Origin of the sequence: Pseudoalteromonas sp. L21 (assembly GCF_021728035.1) — a bacterium.
GTDB classification, from domain to species: domain Bacteria; phylum Pseudomonadota; class Gammaproteobacteria; order Enterobacterales; family Alteromonadaceae; genus Pseudoalteromonas; species Pseudoalteromonas arabiensis.
In genome coordinates this window covers 124,789-145,252 of sequence record NZ_JAKKCV010000007.1, presented here as the reverse complement: position 1 = coordinate 145,252, position 20,464 = coordinate 124,789, and the positions used below count along the sequence as shown (strand labels likewise).

17 protein-coding genes are annotated in these 20,464 nt (G+C 42.1%); 8 read left to right on the top strand and 9 right to left on the bottom strand.

Annotation, left to right across the window (positions count from 1 at the left end; genetic code table 11):
• Positions 1-62: 62 nt before the first annotated feature.
• A complete protein-coding gene (locus L3V41_RS18050) occupies positions 63-389 on the top strand; it encodes a phosphotyrosine protein phosphatase (RefSeq protein WP_237128234.1) in 327 nt (108 codons plus the stop codon).
• Positions 390-532: 143 nt separating this feature from the next.
• Here the strand turns inward: L3V41_RS18050 and L3V41_RS18045 are convergent, their stop codons facing one another.
• The 7 genes from L3V41_RS18045 to L3V41_RS18015 all read right to left on the bottom strand — a co-directional run bounded on the left by L3V41_RS18045 (position 533) and on the right by L3V41_RS18015 (position 11,094).
• Complete coding sequence (locus L3V41_RS18045; protein WP_237128233.1) at positions 533-1,357, bottom strand: hypothetical protein; 825 nt, start codon at positions 1,355-1,357, stop codon at positions 533-535.
• Positions 1,347-2,033, bottom strand: coding sequence for an iron-containing redox enzyme family protein (locus L3V41_RS18040; RefSeq protein WP_237128232.1), 687 nt, complete (start codon positions 2,031-2,033; stop codon positions 1,347-1,349). The genes L3V41_RS18045 and L3V41_RS18040 overlap by 11 nt, the downstream gene beginning before the upstream one ends.
• Before the next feature lies 1 nt (position 2,034).
• A complete protein-coding gene (locus tag L3V41_RS18035) occupies positions 2,035-3,144 on the bottom strand; it encodes a beta-ketoacyl-ACP synthase III (RefSeq protein WP_237128231.1) in 1,110 nt (369 codons plus the stop codon).
• Positions 3,141-3,704: a diguanylate cyclase gene (locus tag L3V41_RS18030; protein ID WP_237128230.1), complete on the bottom strand. Its 564-nt coding sequence runs from the start codon at positions 3,702-3,704 to the stop codon at positions 3,141-3,143. Before L3V41_RS18030 ends, L3V41_RS18035 begins: the two co-directional genes overlap by 4 nt.
• Positions 3,705-3,905: 201 nt before the next feature.
• Positions 3,906-7,121, bottom strand: a complete 3,216-nt coding sequence (locus L3V41_RS18025) for a S41 family peptidase (protein WP_237128229.1) — start codon at positions 7,119-7,121, stop codon at positions 3,906-3,908.
• A gap of 151 nt (positions 7,122-7,272) precedes the next feature.
• Positions 7,273-8,655 (bottom strand): 5-methyltetrahydrofolate--homocysteine methyltransferase, encoded by a 1,383-nt coding sequence (locus L3V41_RS18020; protein ID WP_237114623.1) that lies wholly within the window; start codon positions 8,653-8,655, stop codon positions 7,273-7,275.
• Positions 8,656-8,682: 27 nt separating this feature from the next.
• Positions 8,683-11,094 carry a TonB-dependent receptor gene (locus L3V41_RS18015; RefSeq protein WP_062567449.1) on the bottom strand — a complete coding sequence of 804 codons (2,412 nt, stop codon included), beginning with the start codon at positions 11,092-11,094 and terminating at the stop codon, positions 8,683-8,685.
• Between the two features lie 135 nt (positions 11,095-11,229).
• On the opposite strand from L3V41_RS18015, the gene L3V41_RS18010 reads away from it, so the two are divergent.
• Genes L3V41_RS18010 through L3V41_RS18000 form a run of 3 tightly spaced genes read left to right on the top strand, consistent with a single transcriptional unit; the run spans position 11,230 to position 12,655 of the window.
• Positions 11,230-11,736, top strand: coding sequence for a DUF2796 domain-containing protein (locus L3V41_RS18010; RefSeq protein WP_157066156.1), 507 nt, complete (start codon positions 11,230-11,232; stop codon positions 11,734-11,736).
• Positions 11,733-12,200, top strand: a complete 468-nt coding sequence (locus tag L3V41_RS18005) for a transcriptional repressor (RefSeq protein ID WP_237128228.1) — start codon at positions 11,733-11,735, stop codon at positions 12,198-12,200. The genes L3V41_RS18010 and L3V41_RS18005 overlap by 4 nt, the downstream gene beginning before the upstream one ends.
• Before the next feature lie 44 nt (positions 12,201-12,244).
• Entirely contained in the window at positions 12,245-12,655 is a 411-nt protein-coding gene (locus tag L3V41_RS18000; protein ID WP_237114621.1) for a MerC domain-containing protein, read from the top strand.
• 48 nt (positions 12,656-12,703) lie between these two features.
• On the opposite strand, the gene L3V41_RS17995 is transcribed toward L3V41_RS18000, so the two are convergent.
• On the bottom strand, positions 12,704-12,949 hold the full coding sequence (locus L3V41_RS17995; protein WP_062567546.1) for a DUF3297 family protein: 246 nt from the start codon (positions 12,947-12,949) through the stop codon (positions 12,704-12,706).
• Between the two features lie 293 nt (positions 12,950-13,242).
• Here L3V41_RS17995 and L3V41_RS17990 point away from each other — a divergent pair, with 293 nt between their 5' ends.
• The 4 genes from L3V41_RS17990 (at position 13,243) to tkt (ending at position 19,166) form a co-directional block, all read left to right on the top strand.
• Positions 13,243-15,324 carry a TonB-dependent siderophore receptor gene (locus L3V41_RS17990; protein WP_237128227.1) on the top strand — a complete coding sequence of 694 codons (2,082 nt, stop codon included), beginning with the start codon at positions 13,243-13,245 and terminating at the stop codon, positions 15,322-15,324.
• Positions 15,314-16,459 (top strand): heparan-alpha-glucosaminide N-acetyltransferase domain-containing protein, encoded by a 1,146-nt coding sequence (locus L3V41_RS17985; RefSeq protein WP_237128226.1) that lies wholly within the window; start codon positions 15,314-15,316, stop codon positions 16,457-16,459. The genes L3V41_RS17990 and L3V41_RS17985 overlap by 11 nt, the downstream gene beginning before the upstream one ends.
• Positions 16,460-16,656: 197 nt before the next feature.
• Positions 16,657-17,019 (top strand): hypothetical protein, encoded by a 363-nt coding sequence (locus tag L3V41_RS17980; protein WP_062567454.1) that lies wholly within the window; start codon positions 16,657-16,659, stop codon positions 17,017-17,019.
• A gap of 146 nt (positions 17,020-17,165) precedes the next feature.
• On the top strand, positions 17,166-19,166 hold the full coding sequence (tkt, locus tag L3V41_RS17975) for a transketolase (protein ID WP_237128225.1): 2,001 nt from the start codon (positions 17,166-17,168) through the stop codon (positions 19,164-19,166).
• A gap of 119 nt (positions 19,167-19,285) precedes the next feature.
• Here tkt and tal read toward each other — a convergent pair whose 3' ends face one another.
• Entirely contained in the window at positions 19,286-20,239 is a 954-nt protein-coding gene (gene tal / locus L3V41_RS17970; RefSeq protein WP_237128224.1) for a transaldolase, read from the bottom strand.
• Positions 20,240-20,464 lie beyond the last annotated feature (225 nt).

The window sequence follows — 20,464 nt, the reverse complement described above, 5'->3', positions numbered from 1 at the left end:
CTGCCATTCTTGCAAAGTAACGCCTTGATATTAAGCACCTGTGAAACGCTGAATTCTGCATCTTGAGGAGGCTTGGGTATCTATGTAGCCGTAACCAGTGGCGTAGCCCAACGGCAGAAAAGGTATTCAACCAATACAATGGCATTAAAGCCCGCTCTGCAGGCACAAGCCCACGAGCGAGGCACACGGTAACAACTGCTGATATTAATTGGGCAGATATAATTTTTGTGATGGAACATAAGCATAAACAACGCCTTAAAGCGCAGTTTAGCCGTTTATTACAATACAAGCCGATTCAGGTACTCGATATACCCGATGAGTACCAATATATGGATGAGGCACTCATTGAAACTTTAAAGCAGTCAGTTGACGGCTATTTAGCTAATTAATTTGTGTATGCAAGTTAATCAAGGTAGTAAGAGTAAGGTTTCAGCCATAACTCATATAGCTTAGCCTTTATTTCCAACGCATTCAGCCACCACTGTATAACCGTATTAAGTTACATGACTTCTTTGGTGGCTTATTGCATACATTAAGCGATTTGCTGTTTTCTCATTGCTTCGAGTTTGGCGTACATATGTTCTGTAAAAAAGCCGTGCATTAAAAATCGTTGACCTAAATTCCACGGGCCTACGAGGTAATGCGGGTATTTATTGTATGCGTACTCGGTTAGTGAGCTATCGTTGATTATTTTTCCTATTCTAATTGCAATGCTGTGATCTAGGTTGAATCCATTAATAGCGTCGCGATATTCATCACGTTTTAATAATAAGCAAAATAAGCACATAAATAAGGCATGTGCGGTTTCAAAATCAATGACTTGCGTGGCTTTTTTTTCGATGAAAAAATCGTTCATATTAATTGGTTGCCAACTTTTCCAATTATATCGATTGGATTTATTAATGTGTGTTTGTGCATTGCCGAGTTGTGCGAAGGACTCAAACAATTCTTGGTCGTGATCAACAAAGCTATTGTGTAGCATGTCGTCTATCGTTTTAGGGTATAGATTCACTCTATAACTGTGATCTGTGTTTTCTGAAAGGAAATTTAAAATATTTGATTCTGTGGCAAAGTGCCTAAGAATAAGCATATTCGCCTCTGGCGAAACAAAGTATTTACAAAACCAGCAAATGGTTTTTTGTAAAAATGTATGCGCACTAAATTGTGGTAATGGTAACCTTTTTAAAAACCAAATCAGATGCAATAAAATAGCAAATACAAACTGCAAAATGGGCCTTAGTGTCCAGCGAAAGCGATTTTCTAAATCTTTGTGCCAAAGTGTTAATGCTTGTTGCTCAATAGGCAGAGAGTCATCATTTTTTAGTGCTCTTAGGTAGGCGCTTTGGTTATTGCTCATTATCAATCTCCTCTAGTTGCAAGCAATACAAACGCCCTACAACCTTAGCTGTTTTAACGATGGTGGCCACTTTTTCGTTTGAGGATGCGACGCGATCAATCAGTTGATAAAGTTCTTTTAGGTGCTCAACATCATTTTTACCATGATATTCTAAAAAACGAGTGATGTTTGCTGTGGGTTGTAAGTGCTCTTTAATCAGCTTGGCCCACTTGAGTGACATTTTGTTTCCCAGCCCTTCAATGATCCACATCGCACCAATGAGTGCAACAGGGTTGGGTTTACTGGCGCTGTACATTAGGTAACCATGCAGCGCTTCTGAGCCTAAGTTTCTGTCGGCTGTTTGTATATCATTAAGGTTGCCACCGGCTGCTAGGTAGTCTTTCTCGATCATCAAATAGTCGCGGTGTTCTTCGTGGGCATGATGGATAACGCTAGAGCGAACATCACTGTAATCACGGTCAAAACTGGATGCGCTGCGGCTTATCCACCTTGAACCTTCAATCACTTGTTGACGCATATTGAGCAGTAAATGACGGTAATCTTGTTGGCTTAATTTACCCGTTTCTAATCGTTTTACTATTGGCACTTTTGATAAATTGCGATCAAAATCAAGCCATACTTGTAGTAACTGTTGTAGGCATTTCTTACCAAGCTCGGTTTGAATGTAATGTTCCATTTTATTTCTCTATAGTTAGCAGCATATATGCGCAATTAAATCGGCCTGACTCAGGAACCATACACAAAATCGTGTCGCCTGAGTTTAAAGTATGCGTTTTTATAAACTCATCCAGCATAATAAATAATGAAGCGCAGCCGGTATTTCCTCTGTCATAGAGATTTGTGTACCATTTTTCTTCAGGAATAAAAGTGCCAGCTTGTGCTAGCATTTCAAAAATTTTGCCTTTGAAATAGTGTGATGAAAAATGGCAAAGTACATGATCGATTTTATCAACGTCGACATCACCTGCACTTATGAGTTTTAAAAATCCATTAACACCAACGGTAACGATATTATCTAATAACCTAACATCTTGCCTGAGCAGTAATGAGCCAGCTTTTTCTGCTGCAGCGTAGGTTGGGTAGTCTTGCCAGGTTTTTATATCCTCGTTTTTACTTTTGCCTAATGACATGCAGGTATCGTATACGTCAGCGTGAGAAAAGCTTTTTATCCATTCGATTTTTAAACTTGTGGTGTTAGGTCTAGGGATATTTTCGAGCAGTAGGGCGCCGGCCCCGTCTGAGAGCATCCAGCGCAAAAACTCGGCATTAAAATCTACGGCATTATCTGTAATTACTTCATAGCGTGAGTGTTTGAATAGTCGAGAGGCAAGCTCGCTTGCTACCACTAATGCGTTATCGCTTAATTCTGCTTTGATATTAGCGAATGCGTATTTGAGCGCCATCATACTACTTGAGCAAATACCATGGCTGGTGTTTATTTCTACTTCAGGAATATTAAGCTCGGCTTGTAACATGCTACTAAACCCAGGTAAAACCATATCACCTTGACTGGTTGCAGTACTTAACAGTTTGATTTTATTGCGCGGTAGAAAGCTGTTTTCAATGCAGCTTATGGCTGCCTTTTTAGCTAGGTCACAGTTGCTTTCAACTGTTTGCTGCTGTGTGTTTATGGCGTAGTGGCGTGTTTTTATACCATTCGACTTTAAAATTTTATTTTTTAAGCGGCTGGGTTTGTTATTTATTAAGCCCAGTACAGCTTCGATTTCGTCATTATCGATTGGGTTTCCTGGCAAGTAGCGACCAGTACTATTTATATATACGTTCACGCTTTTCTTCCTTTAAAGTAAGCATAAATACAGCGAAGGTTTTCTTCCATGTAGGGAAAAACACACACAATAGCCATAAATGTTAAGTAAGCAGGTAAGTAGCTAGATGTGCCATATGGGTTTTCAAGTAATGTAAATGTCATTTCTCCATTGAGATCTAAGGTAATTAATTTTAAAAAATGATCCCAATTGATGACAATAATGCTGGTTAGCATATACAGGGGCAAGGATCCTAAATAGGTGTGGGCGTGCATTTCCCAAATAGAGATTTCTCTTATGGGGGATGCATAGGCAACATCCAGATGGGCAACGAGCTCGTGCAAAACCCAAGTTATGATACAAATAAGTAAAATGAGTGCATTGACGTCAAATATAAGACAGAGCACAATGGGGAGTCCCATCTGAATTCCCATAACGGAATGCATTAATGTTTCTCTAATGCCTGTAGTGTGTTCTATCTTAGTTGCACGGTGACAGCACCAATCAACAAATCCAGCTATTCCCCACAGCGGTAAGAAAAAGTACAGCAATGCGTTTATTAGTAGTAAAGACGTATCCATTCTCGTTTGTTCCTTTTTTACCATGCATAGTAGGGGGTTATGATTTTTTAGTCAAAGCGTACTTTTCATAATACAGCTCATGGCAAATTATAATTTGTATTAATAAAGGGCTAGAGGCTGAGGGATAGATTGAGTCGTTGCGCAGTGTTTAATACCCCGCATTGCTGCGGGGCTTTTTGCTTTTATACAAAGAGTTAAAAATTAAAAGTCAGTCGGTGCGGGTGGCACGGTGAGTGGCTTTTTCGGGTTGTCTTTTAGCTCTTTTAACAGCTCTTCTACGGCACGTTCAATCGACGGATCTTTACCTTGGTAGATTAGCTCAGGGCGGTCAACAACTTTGATATCAGGGGTGACACCTTCGTTTTCGATGATCCAGTTGCCATCGTTATCTAAAATGCGGAATGTTGCCGCGATAACTTGGCCGCCATCTACAAGGCTTGGGTTACCCGAAATACCAATTAAACCACCCCAGGTGCGGGTACCAATGAGCTTACCTAACCCTGCTTGGCGGAAGTAGTAAGGAATAGCGTCACCGCCTGAACTTGAGTAACCATTGATCAGCATGGCTTTTGGACCATCATGAGCAAATTGTGGTGTTTTCGTTGGCTCAACACCGCGACGCTTCCAATAGTTAAGCGGCTTACGGGCAAGCCAGGTGATCATGTGCTCAGGAATAAAGCCGCCGCCATTGTATCGGTCATCAATAATCATGGCGTCTTTGGTGGTTTGCGGCATGTAGTTTTTGAACATGGCGCGGTTACCCTCAAACGCTGTATTGGGTAAGTGAACATAACCAATACGACCATTTGAAAGCTTATCAACGTAGGCTGCACGAGAGTTAACCCAGTCTAAATAACGCAAACCTTGCTCGCTGGCTACAGGCTTAACAGTAACTTGCCATGCACCTTTGCTGCGCGGTTTACTGTTAAGTATAAGCTCAACTTGCTCGCCTTGCGTGTTCTCTAGTAATTCGTAGAAGTTAGCTACGTCTTTTACTGAGCGGCCATTTACGGCAATGATGAAGTCGCCGTTATGCGCTTTTACACCTGTTGTGCCAAGTGGTGAGCGGAAGTCTTCGTGCCAGTTTTCACCTTGGAAGATTTGCTCAATTTTTACGTATCCTGATGGATCGCTGGCAAGTTTTGCTCCCAGTAAGCCGTGCTTTTTGCGCTCTGCTTTAGGCATATCACCCGACTGCACATAAATGTGGCCTGAGTTTATTTCACCTGCGATTTCACTGAGAATGTAATCTAGGTCACTACGGTGTGAGATAGCATCAGCCATAGGTTGATACTTAGCTAAAATTGCGTCCCAATCTTGGCCGTGATGGTTTTCATCGTAGAACCAATCACGTAATGTACGCCAGCCTTCAACATACATTTGCTGCCATTCAGTTTGTGGCTCAATTTTTAAGGTCATTTTACTGAGATCGAGTTTGTTCGCTGCTAGGTCTTGTTTTGCTTTTGGCTCAATTAAGCTGTAATCCTTGCCTGCATGAACAAGTAGGTGTTCACCGTTACTCGAAATTGTGTAATTACTGACTCCTTCAGCCACGGTTTCAAGCTCACTATCGTGAGCTGTGCCAATCAGTTGCAAACCGCCATTAGCCAGTGTTAGCACGCCATCTTTGACTGCGGTTAGGCCACGATAATCCCCAGCTGGTGCATTAAGAGCGGTAACACGTTGCATAAAGTCGCTACTTTGCAGGGTATTTTTCGCTTTCTTGTTTTCATCTTTTTGTTCATCGCTGACGATTGCTGTTTCATCACTTTGTAGTGCGATAAGCGGTTTGATAGTGTCATTTACGGCAGCGGCATAAATACGCGTCGCACGATTAAACATGTAGTCAAACTCGTAGCTGCTGAAGGCTAAGTTAAAGTCGCGCTCAGAGCTAAAATACAAATATTGACCATCAGGAGAAAACGTTGGGTTTTGCTCATTGGTCATTTCATCCGTTAAGCGAGTCACTTTCTTTTTATCAATATTGTAGTGCCACAGTGAGGCATAGCGGTTTTCATTGTTTTTCACATAAACAATGTCTTCGCTATTTGGCGACCAAGTATATTGGCGAATGCCTTCTTCATCGTAGATGCTGGTATCAATTTTGTGTTGTTTACCCGATTTTGCATCTATCCACCAGAGTGTGTGGTTCTTATCTGCAAATAATAGTTTTGAGCTATCTGGTGACCAAATCGGCGTAAAACGCCAAATAGTGCCATTGTTGGTTAGCTGTTTAGTGGCATTGTTGTCGCTGCGATCTTTTAAGTAAATTTCATATTCGCCACTTTCATCGCTCATGTAAGCAATGTAACGGCCATTTGGCGACCAACTTGCATCAATTTCGCGGCCTTTTGCTGTGTAAGATAAGTTACGTGTTGGGCCTTGTTTAACTGGTACGCTAAATAGCTCACCGCGGGCAGTAAAGAGTGCACGCTTACCATCATGAGAAATCGACATTGAGTCGATAAAGTCACTCACATTTTTTGTGTACGGCATGGCGTATTGACGCACACCGGCAATGTTAATGCTCAGCTTAGTGCTTTTTTGAGTTTTTGGATCAAAGCGATAAAGGTAACCACCATTTTCATAAACAACAGCATTTGGGCCAGCTGATGGCCACAGTACGTCAAAGTCTTGATGGTTGGTTAGCTTTTTCGGCTCAGCACCTTTTTGGTATTTATACAGATTAAGGGTGTAATCACGGTCAGATACAAAGTAAATGTTGTCGCCAACCCAGGTTGGTTGCTGATCGGTAGCACGGTTACTGGTTAGTTGTTCTGAGGTATTGTTTTTTAGATCGTAAACCCAAACATCTTGTGCGCGACCGCCACGGGTGCGTTTCCAAGTACGAAATTCACGGTCAATCGGCGTGTAAACATATTTGCTACCATCTGGCGAAAGCATACCACCGCCGGTTTCAGGAATAGCAAGAGGCTGCTCAAGGCCACCATCAGCAGGCACCATGTATGGACGACCCATACGTTTACCCCACGGTGTGCGGTTAGCACGAAATACCACATTTTTGCCATCAGGTGTCCAATCGAGAACACGATAATCAAAACCGCCGCGTGGTGGCATTGGGCCAACATCGTTGTAGTAAGTGAGTTGTTTTAAGCCAGAACCATCGCTGTTAATGACATAAATTTGGCGGCTGCCATTGTACTCGGCTGCAAACGCAATGCGTTTACCGTCAGGTGAAAACTTAGGGAAGGTTTCAAAGCCAATATGGTCGGTTAAGCGTTTGCTCTCGCCTGTTTGTGTATTAGCAATGTAAATATCGCCACCGTACACAAAGGTAACATGTTGATTATGAATATCAGGAAAACGCAGTAAACGCGTGTCTTTAGTTTCGTAAGCTGATGCCCAAGGTGCCAGTGTCGCAGCCATGGCCAGTGCCAACGTTGTTAGTTTTTTCATGGGATTACATCCTATTATGGGAACTGTAACAGCATAACAATTCGCTTAAAAATAGCGATGCAGATGCGATGAAAGCACTGTTACAAAATATGAATAAAAAAGGTTGGCAATAAATGCCAACCTTTAACCACTATGCGTTGAACGTTAAAACTTAATGTTCATGATTATGCTCGTCACTTTGCTCTGCAATACCTAGCCACGTAATTGCGCTTGGTGCGAAGGTTAATTCTAAATCACCTTCAATTTCGAGATCTTCAATATGCACTTTTAGTACGTGCTGGGCGATAGGGTCAGCAACGTAAGCAAATTCACTATTTTGTGACACAGTCATGCTGAAGCTCATGCCTTCTGGCATAGTTGTTACATCTTCTTCAGTAATATCTACTTTACCTGCAAGCTCCCAATGCATGTGGCCGTCGTGCTCATGGGCTTCAAGCACGTTTAAAAAGCCTAAGTTATCAAGTACTAAAAAGTGCTCTCCGCTTGCAGAGAATGAGTAAGATACAGCACTTGCGCCTTCATCAAGTTGCCACTCAAGCACTTCCATTTCAGCTTCGCTTGGATTGATACTAACAAGCACACCAGAAGCAATTGCAATAAAGCTTTCGTTGCCTTCATGGCCGTATAGTGTACCAATGCGTGTATCACCTAAAGCATCAATATTGACGATTTTTTCTGCATGATATTCATCGTCATGCTGGTGGGCAATTAACACACCGTCGCCACAACCAAATGCTACATAATCATGGTTTTGTGCTGCACCGTGTAAATCGGGGCAGGTTAGTTCAAATGTTTGCTCAAGCTCATATTCACCATCATGAAGATGGTAAACGCCAACTTGATCAGGCAAAACTTTAGCATTTGAAGTGCTCTCGCTATCATCGCGACGCAAGGTTGCAATTAGGTGCTCGCCACGTGGTTCTGCAACACCATGCATATTAATGTCGTACTGAATGCCAGCAAGTGTGGCGGTTTTGTTTGCAATGTCGTTATCGGTTAACACTTCAACAGAAGCAGCCGTACCTGCATCGGCATTGCCATCATAAAATACAGCCATTTGGCCGTCGTGCTTAACGATGTGAGTTGGGCGGCTACCGGTTGTTAATTCGTAGTCACTAAAAGCTGGGCTTTGTTTATAGTCGTGTAGGTGATCGCCATGATCTTCACGCCATAAGCCACTATCAATAAAGCCCAAGTAGTCTTGATTGCGATTTGCAATTACCGCATAGCGATAGCTAGGTGATACATTTAATGAACTTGAATCATGAGTCAGTGTAAACGACTCGAGTAGCGAGTTATCATCTAAGTCGAAAATATTTGCTTCGTTACTGTTGGCAGCTAACACCGCCAAGCGACCCATAGAATCAATAGCATGGTCATCACCGTGATCGTGATCATCGCCATGATCATGACCGTCGTCAGGTGTTTCAATTGGATCTTTTTCAACAATGTTTGTTTCTGCATCACCACACGCGGTGATCAAGGTGCTACTAATTGCAAGAGCGAGTAGTTTTAGTCTAAATAAGTGTGTCATATTGATTTTCCTTAATTGTAATTTTGTTTAGAAATAGCCGCGAATACCCACTGCAAAACTGCGCCCCGGACGTGGCGCGATATTCTTTAAGAACGAGCTGTGTACGCGTGCTTCTGTGTCCGTTAAATTTGTGCCTTTTAAATAAAGCGATAGGTCTTGGTTCAGTACCGATAAGTCATAAGAAATGCTGGCATCAACGAGGGTGTAGCCATCGGTTGTGGTTTCTTGTTGCGCTATGCGGTCTTGTTCTTGGTAGCGAGTTACGTGAATATTTGCTGTTAGGTTTTCGGTTTGATAGCTAAACTCAGTACCAAGACGCAGTGGAGGAGTGCGCGGTAAATCTCCGCCGTCTTTTAGACGCGCGCGTACATAATCTGAGAATAAATCGACTTTAAATTCGTCGGTTAGCTGCCAAGCAACTTGCGCTTCAAAACCATGTAAAACCACGTCGTCTGTTTTAAATAAATAAACAGGTAGTTCAGATGAATGATCGTGCTCATCTTCGTGGTTGTGTTCGTCACCATGGTCGTGATCATGACCGCTTTCAGCGTATAGGCCTGTGTTGATCTGGTAATAATAGTTATCTACTTGGTTATAGAAAGCATTGAAGATAAAGCCAATATCGCCCTCGGTTTTACGAAATGTAAGGTCGATATTATTTGCAGTTTCTAAATCGATAGCTTTGTTTGAAAGTTCAAAATGACCATCATGAGTATCGAATAGTGCGCCAACTTCATAGGTTCCTGTACCTATGTGTGGACCGAAAGATAAAAGCTCAGAAGCAGAGGGAGCACGCTCAGAACGCGATACCGATAAACCAAGGTTATAACCCGGGGTAAAATCCCATACCACACCTGTTGATAAGCTGACCGGTGTAAACTCTTGGGCTACATCAAATACACGTGTGTAGTTTGATTCTTCGTGGTCATGGCCGTGGTCGTGCTCATCGCCGTCTTCATCATGAGCATGGGCGTCGATTTCTGGTAAAAGCACATTGTTAGCATCAATAGTGACTCGCTCAGCACGGACACCTAATTGCACTAAAAAATCACCAAAGTGCTTTTCTTCCATCATTGCAAAAGCAATACTTTCAGTAACAGAAGGAGGGGTGAAGGCTTCAGAGCCCTGTGCTTCTACATCACTTTTTTTATAATGAAAGCTGATGCCACCATTCCACTCATCAAATTGACTATGCAGAATGTCAACGCGCAGCTCATTGGTTTCGTTTTTGAAGGTTGTACCGACTGCACCGTGTTCGATTTCAGCATGTTCGTAGTCTGTGTGGCCTGCACGTAAGTTAATTTTGCTTAGCCATTCACTGTCGATATTGTACTCACCAAGTAATTGCACTTTGGTTTGGTCAAGATCAGCAAATACGGCTTCTTCTTCGCTGTGTTCTTTTTCGTGGTCATGCTCTTCTTCACCATGAGTATGGCCTGGAATACCGTATTGGCGGTTAAATTGCTCAACCGCAACGCCAATGTAGCCTTGTTCGAATAAGTAGCTGGTACCAAGCGTGAAGCCGTCAGAGTCTTCGTTACTGTTTGCTACGATATCATCATCATTGTGCTCAATATCTTCAATATTTGCAGCGACAGGTACACGGTAGTCATCAGACTCTCGCCAAAAAGCATCAGCATAAAAGGCAAAGGAGTCAGTACCAGTAGTGGCATTAAATGAAGCTGTTTTTTGTTCATCAATTGAGTTGTGTTCTAAATTCCATTCACCACGTGTTGTGCTGTCAGTTGGCACTCTGCTATCAACCACGTTGACCACACCACCAATTGCGCCGCTGCCATAAAAAAGAGTTGCTGGGCCACGTAAAACTTCAATTTGCTGCGCCGTTGATGCTTCAGAGGCCACAGAGTGATCAGGACCGACGCGTGATACATCACTTACATCTAAGCCATTTTGTGTGATCAATACACGTGGGCCGCTTAAACCACGGATCACAGGGGTACTGGCAACTTTGGCATGAAAGTTTGTGTTAACGCCGGGTAGTTTTTCAAGGCTATCACCAAGCGTTGATGCTTGTTGGCGTCTTAATTGCTCGCCAGATAACACACTAACTGGTGAAGCAGATTCCATTGCCGACATATGAATCGGTGTTGCTTCAATATCAATAACTTCAATAGGTGAACGTTTTAAATTAAACGTTGCGCTGTGGTCTTGGTCATTGGCAAGTGTGATATCTCGGTGTAAGTGAGCATAACCTGGGGCTGAAATATGTAGCTCTTTTAAGCCGTTATTTAACCCGCTGATTTCAAACTCGCCTTTGTCGTTAGTTGTTACTTTTTGATCTGAGCCTTCAAGGTCAACAGTGGCATTAGCAACTGCTTTACCTTGGTTATTTAACACAACGCCTTTGATTGATTGCGCCAAGACACTGGCTGGTAATAACGCTGCTATGACGACAGCGACTCTTGAGATGTTATTCATTATGCATCACTCTTTGGTATGTTATAATGTATCAATTGTGCTTTAATTGTTATAATGTATCAAGTATGAATCGACGAATGAGTTTTATTCTTTTTTGTAACAGTATGTTGATAGCGAGGTAATGAAGTGGTTGGGGTGATCAAAGCAGCAAAATTAGCAGTGATATGCTTGATGGTTGGATGTATTTTTTCAGCTCAAGGGCATCAACACCATCATCATTCACATGGTGAGGGAGTGCTTTTTGTGGTTCATGAGCAAGGTAAGTGGCAAGTTAAGTTCATTTTGCCGGCTGGAGATATTTTTGGCTTTGAGCATCAGCCAGAAACAGCCGAGCAAAAGCAAATTATCAAACAAACATTAGCCCAGTTAGCAAATTCAGAGCAGTTAGTGACATTTAACGGCGAATGTAAGCTTATTCATGCAAATTTTGAAAACCCATTTGCACAACGCACACATCATTCACATAACGATCTTGAAGTTGAGTACTCGTTTAGCTGTGATAAACCGGTCTCTAAAGTCACAGTCACTTTATTTGGCTGGGCTAAAACGATATCTGTTATTGAAGCGCAGTGGATCACAAAACAAGCACAAGGAATCGAAGAGCTGACGGCAACTAAACCTTATATTGAGTGGCCGCTATGAATAAGCAGCGATTAACCAGCACACTTAATAAAGCAAAGCAGGTTTGCCTTGAACATGGCAGAAAATTCACTATTCAACGCAAACAGATACTGCAAATATTGCTAACCACTGACGTGCCGCTATCAGCCTATGAACTGGTCAGTTGCTACAAGCTGCGCACAAGCTCGAGTGTCTCTGTTATGTCTGTTTATCGCATCTTGCGCTTTTTAGAGTCGGTAAACCTTGTTCGCAGGCTTAATAGTGCTAACAAATACATCGCTTACGATACTGGCAGAGAGCGTTGCAAAGATGATCTTTCTTTGTTTTTAATTTGTCGCCATTGCCAAAAGGTTGAAACACTTGCTGTTTCACAGAGCGATGTTGCAACGCTATTCCCTCATTTTGCTGAGGTGGGTTTTACCTCACAAACAACGCAATTTGAAATGCTGGGAGTATGCAATGAGTGCCAAGCAAAAATTGCTTGATACGTTTTTATTATTCATGTGTTCTATTTTGTAGGAATTATTCAGTGAAATTACAATTAATGATGGATAAGTTTGCTATCGGGTTATCAGCTATGTGTGCTATTCACTGCTTAGCTGTGCCTGTGTTACTCGTGTTATTACCGAGCACTGCTGTGCTTGGTTTAGGTAACGAACAGTTTCATTTTTGGATGCTTGTCGCGGTACTTCCTAGTAGCTTACTTGCATTAGTTCTGGGTTGCAAAAAACATAAAAAGTATCGGTTTTTTATGTTTGGTGTGATTGGTCTCTTACTGCTCGTGATAGCCGTTTATTTTGGTGCAGGAAGACTAGGAGAAGTTGGTGAAACGGCTTTAACAATATTAGGATCAAGTTTTATTATTTTAGGTCACTGGCTTAACTTTCGCTCATGCAAAACAATAGACGGTAAACATCAATCATGCCAGCAGACTGTTTGAGTAAGAGATGATACCGGCCATATATCTTTTGACCGGTATTGGTTTCACTTATTTGTAGAAAACTTCTACAGTCCCTTTTACTTTTAATAGTAAAGGTTGGCCACGGCGATCAAGCGCTTTTGGAGAAGCAATTTTGATCCAGCCTTCGCTGATATTATATTCTTCAACGTCAAAACGCTCTTTGCCATTTAAGGTAACACCAATTTCATGCTCGAATACTTCTTCTACGTAGAACTTGCTACGAGGGTTAATCGATAATTGATTTGGTAATTCAGGTTTATTTGTATCTGTCATGATTGCAATACTGTATTGAATAAATTGTGCGCCATTGTAGGCAATACCAAGCATGGGCTCAAGTAAGAACAGTGCAAATTTGTTTTGTGCTGAGGTTTGAACCTACGATAGTGTTGTTATTGAGTGTATTTTAATTCGCAACATTCTTTCAAAACTCAATACTTTTGCGGTAGCTACACTAAAATAAGTAGCCATAAAATAGAAATTTAATGATTTGTTATACTATATCAAACATGCATATTGTGTTATTTTATAACAAATCATTTTAATCAATATTTTTAGCCAATTAATTTATGAAGTACTCAACTCTTTTTCTTGCCTTAACAGCGGCGTTTGCTGCGAATACACACGCTACTAATAGCGATATCGAAACAATCACGATTGAGCACAAGCAAGCTTTTCGTGGCGACATTCCAACGAAAGATTTACCACAGTCAATCACTACTTTAAGCAAAGATATGATGATTGATAACGGCATCACTAAGTTTCGTGATGCACTGGATTTTTCTGCCAGTATTAGCCGTAAAAATAATGGTGGGGCGCTGTGGGATAGCTATTCAATCCGTGGTTTGTCGGGTAATGAGAATATGCCATCAGGCTACTTAATCAATGGCTTTAGTGGTGGTAAAGGATTTGCTGGCCCTCGTGATGTATCAAACATTGAATATATTGAAGTATTAAAAGGGCCTGGCTCTGCGTTGTATGGTCGCTCAGAGCCCGGTGGTACAGTAAACATTATTACTAAGAAGCCACAGTTTTATCAACAAGGTCAAATTCAAGCAGAGTTGGGTAGTGATGACCACAAACGTATTCAAGGTGATTACACCAATGGCCTGACTGATGATTTAGCGTTTCGCATCAATGGTGCTTGGCAAGACAGCGATAGCTTTAGAGATCATGTGCATCACGACAAACTCGTGATTACACCTTCGCTTTATTATCAAATTAATGACAAGTCATCGCTGACGTATGAATTTGAATATGTTGATCAGCAGCAAATGTATGACCGTGGTATTGTGGTGTTAAATGATGACTTTGATACCGTGCCAGAGTCGCGATTCTTAGGAAATCCTAATGATGCACCTACAAAGGTACACTCTCGAGGTCATCAAATTAACTATAACTACGATTTTAATCGTCAGTGGTCATTGCTGGCAGGGGCTAACTATCGTGCTGCAACGCTAACAGGGCAGTCTTCAGATGCGGAACTATCACCATCTCGTCAGTCATTGTTTGATGATGGCAGAACCTTAACTCGTCAACATCGTTACCGTGATTATGAGTCTGAAGATATCTCTGTACGTTTTGAATTAAGCGGTCACTTTGATATTGCAGGTATTACTAATCACGTACTCATAGGTGCTGATGCGTATGATTATGAGCTACGTACGGGGTTATACCGTTATCGTGGTGGCTATGGCACTTACACGATTGATATTCATGAACCTGATTACAGCACAGGTGAAGGTCCTGAAATGAGTATGCAATACGAGAATAACGAAAAGCAAAATGCGTATGGTATCTATGTGCAAGATCAACTTGATCTAACCGATAACTTGAAAGTGATGTTAGGCCTGCGTTTTGATGAAATTGAGCAAGATATTTTTGAAACTAAGTCAGGTGTTGCATCAAACAGTAAAGAGAACCGCATTAGTCCTCGCTTTGGGGTTGTATATACAATTAATGACGATATTAATGTTTACTCAAGCTACTCCGAAGGGTTCTTACCTCTAAGCGGTACTGACGCCGAAGGTAAGCCATTTGGTTTTGAAGAAAGTGACTCGTTTGAAGTAGGTGTTAAGTTTAGTTATGCCAATATCAGCGGTACCCTTGCTTACTTTGATGCGAGTAAGAGCAACATGCTGGTGGCGGACCCTGTCAATGTAGGTTATTCAACGCCTGTTGGTAAAGCAAATAGCACAGGTTTTGAGTTAGACCTAACAGGCTCACTGGGCGATAACACTGAGTACAACCTATCTTATGCGTATGTTGATGCCGAGACTGCAACAGACAGCCTAAATGTTGATTGGCTCGTGCCAATTCCTAAAGGCAGCCCACTTGTGAACGTACCAAAGAATAATCTTTCGATTGGTTTAAATCATGACTTAAGCGTATTTGCACAAGCAATAAAGATTGGTGGTCATTATCAATATGTGTCTGACCGTTTAGGCGACCCTGCTGATTTAACCTTCCGTTTGCCGAGTTATCAAACTGTTGGGTTATTCGCTAAATGGCGAGCGACTGAACGTACTACGGTATCACTGAATGTTGATAACGTGTTTGATGAAGAATATATTGCAAGCTCATACAATGCATTGTGGGCATATCCTGGTGCACCGACGCAATTTAAATTGGCTGTGAGCTATGACTTCTGAGCAAATTAAAAGCCGTATTCATAGTATCGATATCATGCGTGGCGTCGTTATTCTGCTGATGTTACTTGATCATGTGCGAGAGCGGTTTTTCTTGCATATGCAGGTGACCGATCCTATGGTGGTTGATACCACTTCGCCTGGGCTCTTTTGGAGCCGCTTTGCCGCACATTTTTGTGCGCCAACCTTTATCTTTTTAACCGGTTTGTCGGCGTGGCTTTACAGTCACCCTGCAAGTGGTGTAGCCCGCTCAGCACAAAGCTTTTTGGTTAAGCGAGGGTTGTTTTTAATCGCCCTAGAAGTGACCCTCATTTGTTTTTCGTGGATAGGTTACTACCACACTATTTGGTTGCAAGTGATGTGGGCCATTGGTTTATGCATGTTGGTTTTAGCGTTATTGATAAAACTGCCGCGCAATGTATTGTTAGTACTTGGTTTGGCTATTGTGTTTGGTCATAACTTACTCACCCCAATCAGTTTTACACCTGATGAGTTTGGCTACTCGCTGTGGACGATTTTGCATGACCGGGGCTATCTATCACAAGGTGGTTTAATCGACGTAAAAATTAGCTACCCTGTATTGCCGTGGATTGGTGTGATTTTACTGGGTTATTGCGCAGGGCCACTATATGCACATACGCAAACAGCGCAGTCGCGTAAACGAGCACTGCTGCTGTTAGCACTATTATGTGTAGGCTTATTTGCTGTGCTGCGTGGTTTGAATATTTATGGTGAAACCTTACCTTGGCAAGCCTTTAGCACCACAACAGAAACTATGATGTCGGTATTTAATGTCACTAAATACCCTCCATCACTGAGCTTTTTGCTTATCACTTTAGCTGGCATGTTTGTTGGTTTATGGTTATTTGAAAGACCGCTTAATCGCTTTACTAATGCGCTACGTGTGTATGGTTCTGTACCCATGTTCTTTTATATTTTACACCTCTATGTATTACTAGTGATGTACCAATTAGGCATGCAGGTGTGGGGGGCAAACCAAGGGCAGTATTTAGGTGTCAGTGATATTTCAGGTATTTGGTTGATCACTATCGTATTAGCCGTTGGGCTTTATTGGCCAACTAAGAAGTTTAGTGAATATAAGCGTAAGGCTAACAAACCTTGGCTTAAGTATTTATAAGCTTTAGAAATGCCGACTGCCTATGCGTGTCGGCATTTTTTAGGAACCGCCGATTAAAACTGTTCAAGGTAAAGGTTGCCAAAAGGTTGCTGCAAGGTAAAATTATAGTTAAATTAATATTAAATTCGTATTTTTAATACTTCTTCACTACTGTATGTTATTTGTACCACTTTTGGTAGAAAAATAAGGATAGTAAAATGAAAAAAGTATTAACATCAATAGGATTACTCGCCGCTAGTGTTTTTTCAGTTCATGCAAGCGCAGATACAATGGAATGTTATGTCGATACGCAAGCATATGATCAATACACACCAAATCGTTGTTTTGCACTCGTGTATGGTCAAACATATGCAACAGCAGTGTTTCGTGTAGTAGGAGATGGTTCAGCGATTGATAGTGTAATTTGGTCTAATGGTGCATCATCGTGTGGAACATCAGGTACGTCTTGTTCATACCAAATCCGAGCGTTTCGACCAAGCAAAGCGGAAGCGACAATTCTGTATGCAGATGGCCGTTGGAGCAAAGTGTCAGCGACAGCTTCTTTTGAAGATGGTCGTTAAAACTTAAAGCTTACGGATCGATTCAATAGGCTGGTTTGTACCAGCCTATTTAGTATTCACTTATACAATAAAGCGTTTATTAAGTTGCCTTATCAGTCACTTTTTGCGATATTATTTATAATATAATATTAACAGGAAGCTAAAAGATGACTCTGCCTAGTTCTCAATCTGCAAATGCTATTCGCATACTTGCTGTCGATGCCGTTCAACAAGCCAACTCTGGCCATCCAGGTGCGCCTATGGGTATGGCTGATATTGCAGCGGTATTGTGGCAAAACTTTCACCGCCATAACCCATTAAACCCAGACTGGTCTAACCGTGATCGCTTTGTGTTATCAAATGGCCATGGTTCAATGCTTCAATATGCATTGTTACACCTAAGTGGTTACGACGTAAGCATCGAAGATATTAAGCAATTCCGTCAGCTTCACTCTAAAACACCAGGTCACCCAGAATATGGTTACACACCGGGTGTTGAAACAACGACAGGCCCACTAGGTTCGGGGATTGCTAACGCAGTGGGTATGGCCATCGCTGAAAAAACTTTAGCAGCGCAATTCAATAAGCCAAAGTTTGATATTGTTGATCACTTCACTTACTGCTTTATGGGTGACGGCTGTTTAATGGAAGGTATCTCGCACGAAGCATGTTCGCTGGCAGGTACGTTAGGCCTAGGCAAGCTAATCGCATTTTGGGATGACAATGGCATCTCGATCGATGGTGAAGTAGAAGGTTGGTTCACCGACGATACACCTGCACGTTTTGAATCTTACGGTTGGCAAGTTATCCGTGATGTTGATGGTCACGATATGAATGCAATTGCCGGTGCAATCGAAGCAGCGCAAAGCAACACCACGCAACCAACACTCATCTGCTGTAAAACAGTGATTGGTTTTGGTTCGCCAAATAAATCAGGTAGCCACGACTGTCACGGCGCACCACTGGGTCACGACGAAATTGCCGCAGTACGTGAGCAGCTAAACTGGCCACACCCAGCATTTGAAGTTCCACAAGAGGTTTATAATGAGTGGAATACCCAAGCGAAAGGGCAAGAGCTTGAAGGTGCATGGCAGCAAACGTTTGCCGCTTATAGCAAAGCACACCCTGAACTTGCAAAAGAATATACACGCCGTGTTCTTGAAAAAGCATTACCAGCTAACTTCGCAGAATTAGCTGATGAGTACATTGCTAAATGCCAAGCTGACATGCAGAACATTGCGACACGTAAAGCATCTCAAAATGCGATCACTTTCTTTGCAAACCAACTTCCAGAATTAATGGGTGGCTCTGCCGACCTTGCCGGTTCTAACTTAACCTTATGGCCAGAAGCAAAAGGTTTACAAGATGCTGCTGATGGTAACTACGTATTTTATGGCGTACGTGAGTTTGGTATGAGCGCAATCATGAATGGTATTGCATTACATGGTGGCTTTATTCCATTTGGCGCAACCTTCTTGATGTTTATGGAATACGCACGTAATGCAGTACGTATGGCCGCATTAATGAAAGCGCAAAGCATCTTTGTGTATACCCATGACTCAATCGGTCAAGGTGAAGATGGTCCAACTCACCAACCAATCGAGCAAATTGCTAATCTTCGCATGACACCGAATATGACTGCATGGCGTCCGTGTGATGAAACCGAGACAGCGGTAGCTTGGCGCCAAGCGTTATTAAAAGAAACAGGTCCAAGCTCACTCATTTTCAGCCGCCAAGGCACGAAAGCGATGGCGCGCGATGCACAGCAAGTTGCTGACATTGCAAAAGGGGGTTATGTACTTGTTGATAGCGAACAAGCTGCAGAGCTTATTCTAATTGCAACGGGTTCTGAGGTTGAGCTCGCTGTGAATGCTGCTGCTGAATTAACAGCACAAGGCAAGCAAGTTCGCGTGGTATCTATGCCATCAACGAATCAGTTTGACAGCCAAGACAAAGCATACCGCCAAAGCGTGCTACCAACGGGTACACCAAAGATTGCTGTTGAAGCTGCACACCGTGACTTCTGGTTCAAGTATGTTGGCCAAGATGGTGATGTACTCGGTATGGAGACATTCGGTGAGTCAGCGCCAGGCGCAGTATTGCTTGAGCACTTTGGTTTCACAGTGGCAAGCCTAGTTGCAAAAGCAAACGCATTACTTGCTGAATAATGTAAGGTGCAAAAAATTATCGTAATCGCAACACGATAAGCCTGCTTTTACTAAAAGGTAGGCAATAAAAAAGCCCGCAAACCAAAGTTTGCGGGCTTTTTGCTGCTTAAACAATTGGTTTAAACTAATTCGCTTAAGATTGATTCTAGTTTCTCTTGGTCAATGGCGAACTGACGAATACCTTGGCTTAGTTTTTCAGTTGCCATGGCATCTTCATTCATTTCCCAGCGGAAAGCCTGCTCAGTCATTGCTGCTGGCGCTTCTGCTTTTTCTGTTGCTGGTAATAGTTTTTGAGTTAATGGTGCGTCAGTTGCAGCGAGTTCAGCAAGTAGCTTCGGGCTGATAGTTAAGCGGTCACACCCTGCTAATTCTTGGATTTCACCGATGTTACGGAAGCTCGCGCCCATTACAATCGTGTCGTAGCCGTGCTTTTTGAAGTAGTTGTAGATATGCGTGACTGACTTAACGCCCGGATCGTTAGCACCGTCGAAATCAGCGCTTGTATCTTGTGCTTTGTACCAATCAAGAATACGGCCAACGAATGGTGAGATAAGGTAGGCACCCACTTCGGCACAAGCACGTGCTTGAGCAAATGCAAATACCAGTGTTAGGTTACAACGAATACCTTGTGCTTCAAGTACTTTAGCCGCTTGAATACCTTCCCATGTTGAAGCAATTTTAATTAATACGCGCGATGTGTCGATGCCTTGCTCTTTATATAAAGCAACAAGATCAAGTGCTTTATCAATGGTTGCTTGGGTATCAAATGATAAACGCGCATCAACTTCAGTAGACACTAAACCCGGTACTTGCTCCATTAATTTAGAGCCAATTAATACCGCTAGCTTATCAGCTGCTTTTGTTACAACTTCAGCTGCGTCACTGCTTTGGGCTTTTGCCCATGATACGGCTTCTACAGCAAGTGGGCGATATTTCTCAATTTGAATCGCGTTTAAGATGAGTGATGGGTTTGTTGTTGCATCTTGCGGTTTATATTCGTTGATGGCTTCAAAATCACCCGTGTCAGCAACAACGGTTGTTACTGCTTTAAGTTGTTCTAATTGACTAGACATAGTTATCCCATTCTTATCATACAAAAGTTAATGTTATAGCTTTAACCTATTATTTGTGCTGAAAAAACAATCTAATCTTCCAGTAGAGCTGCGCAATAAATCGCCCGTCAGCAGCAAATAATCCTGTTAATAATATTTTTATAATACCTTTACAATCCAGTATTGTTGATATTATCATACAAATAAAGATAATGACTAACAATGTTAGTAAGCAATTAGTGAAAG

Excerpts from the sequence above, each read along its gene's own strand:
- L3V41_RS17990 (WP_237128227.1), top strand. The coding sequence starts at position 13,243 with ATGAAGTACTCAACTCTTTTTCTTGCCTTAACAGCGGCGTTTGCTGCG.
- L3V41_RS18005 (WP_237128228.1), top strand. The coding sequence starts at position 11,733 with ATGAATAAGCAGCGATTAACCAGCACACTTAATAAAGCAAAGCAGGTT.
- L3V41_RS18025 (WP_237128229.1), bottom strand. The coding sequence starts at position 7,121 with ATGAAAAAACTAACAACGTTGGCACTGGCCATGGCTGCGACACTGGCA.
- L3V41_RS18030 (WP_237128230.1), bottom strand. The coding sequence starts at position 3,704 with ATGGATACGTCTTTACTACTAATAAACGCATTGCTGTACTTTTTCTTA.
- L3V41_RS18020 (WP_237114623.1), bottom strand. The coding sequence starts at position 8,655 with ATGACACACTTATTTAGACTAAAACTACTCGCTCTTGCAATTAGTAGC.
- L3V41_RS18045 (WP_237128233.1), bottom strand. The coding sequence starts at position 1,357 with ATGAGCAATAACCAAAGCGCCTACCTAAGAGCACTAAAAAATGATGAC.
- L3V41_RS17985 (WP_237128226.1), top strand. The coding sequence starts at position 15,314 with ATGACTTCTGAGCAAATTAAAAGCCGTATTCATAGTATCGATATCATG.
- L3V41_RS17995 (WP_062567546.1), bottom strand. The coding sequence starts at position 12,949 with ATGACAGATACAAATAAACCTGAATTACCAAATCAATTATCGATTAAC.
- L3V41_RS18015 (WP_062567449.1), bottom strand. The coding sequence starts at position 11,094 with ATGAATAACATCTCAAGAGTCGCTGTCGTCATAGCAGCGTTATTACCA.
- tkt (WP_237128225.1), top strand. The coding sequence starts at position 17,166 with ATGACTCTGCCTAGTTCTCAATCTGCAAATGCTATTCGCATACTTGCT.
- L3V41_RS18040 (WP_237128232.1), bottom strand. The coding sequence starts at position 2,033 with ATGGAACATTACATTCAAACCGAGCTTGGTAAGAAATGCCTACAACAG.
- tal (WP_237128224.1), bottom strand. The coding sequence starts at position 20,239 with ATGTCTAGTCAATTAGAACAACTTAAAGCAGTAACAACCGTTGTTGCT.
- L3V41_RS17980 (WP_062567454.1), top strand. The coding sequence starts at position 16,657 with ATGAAAAAAGTATTAACATCAATAGGATTACTCGCCGCTAGTGTTTTT.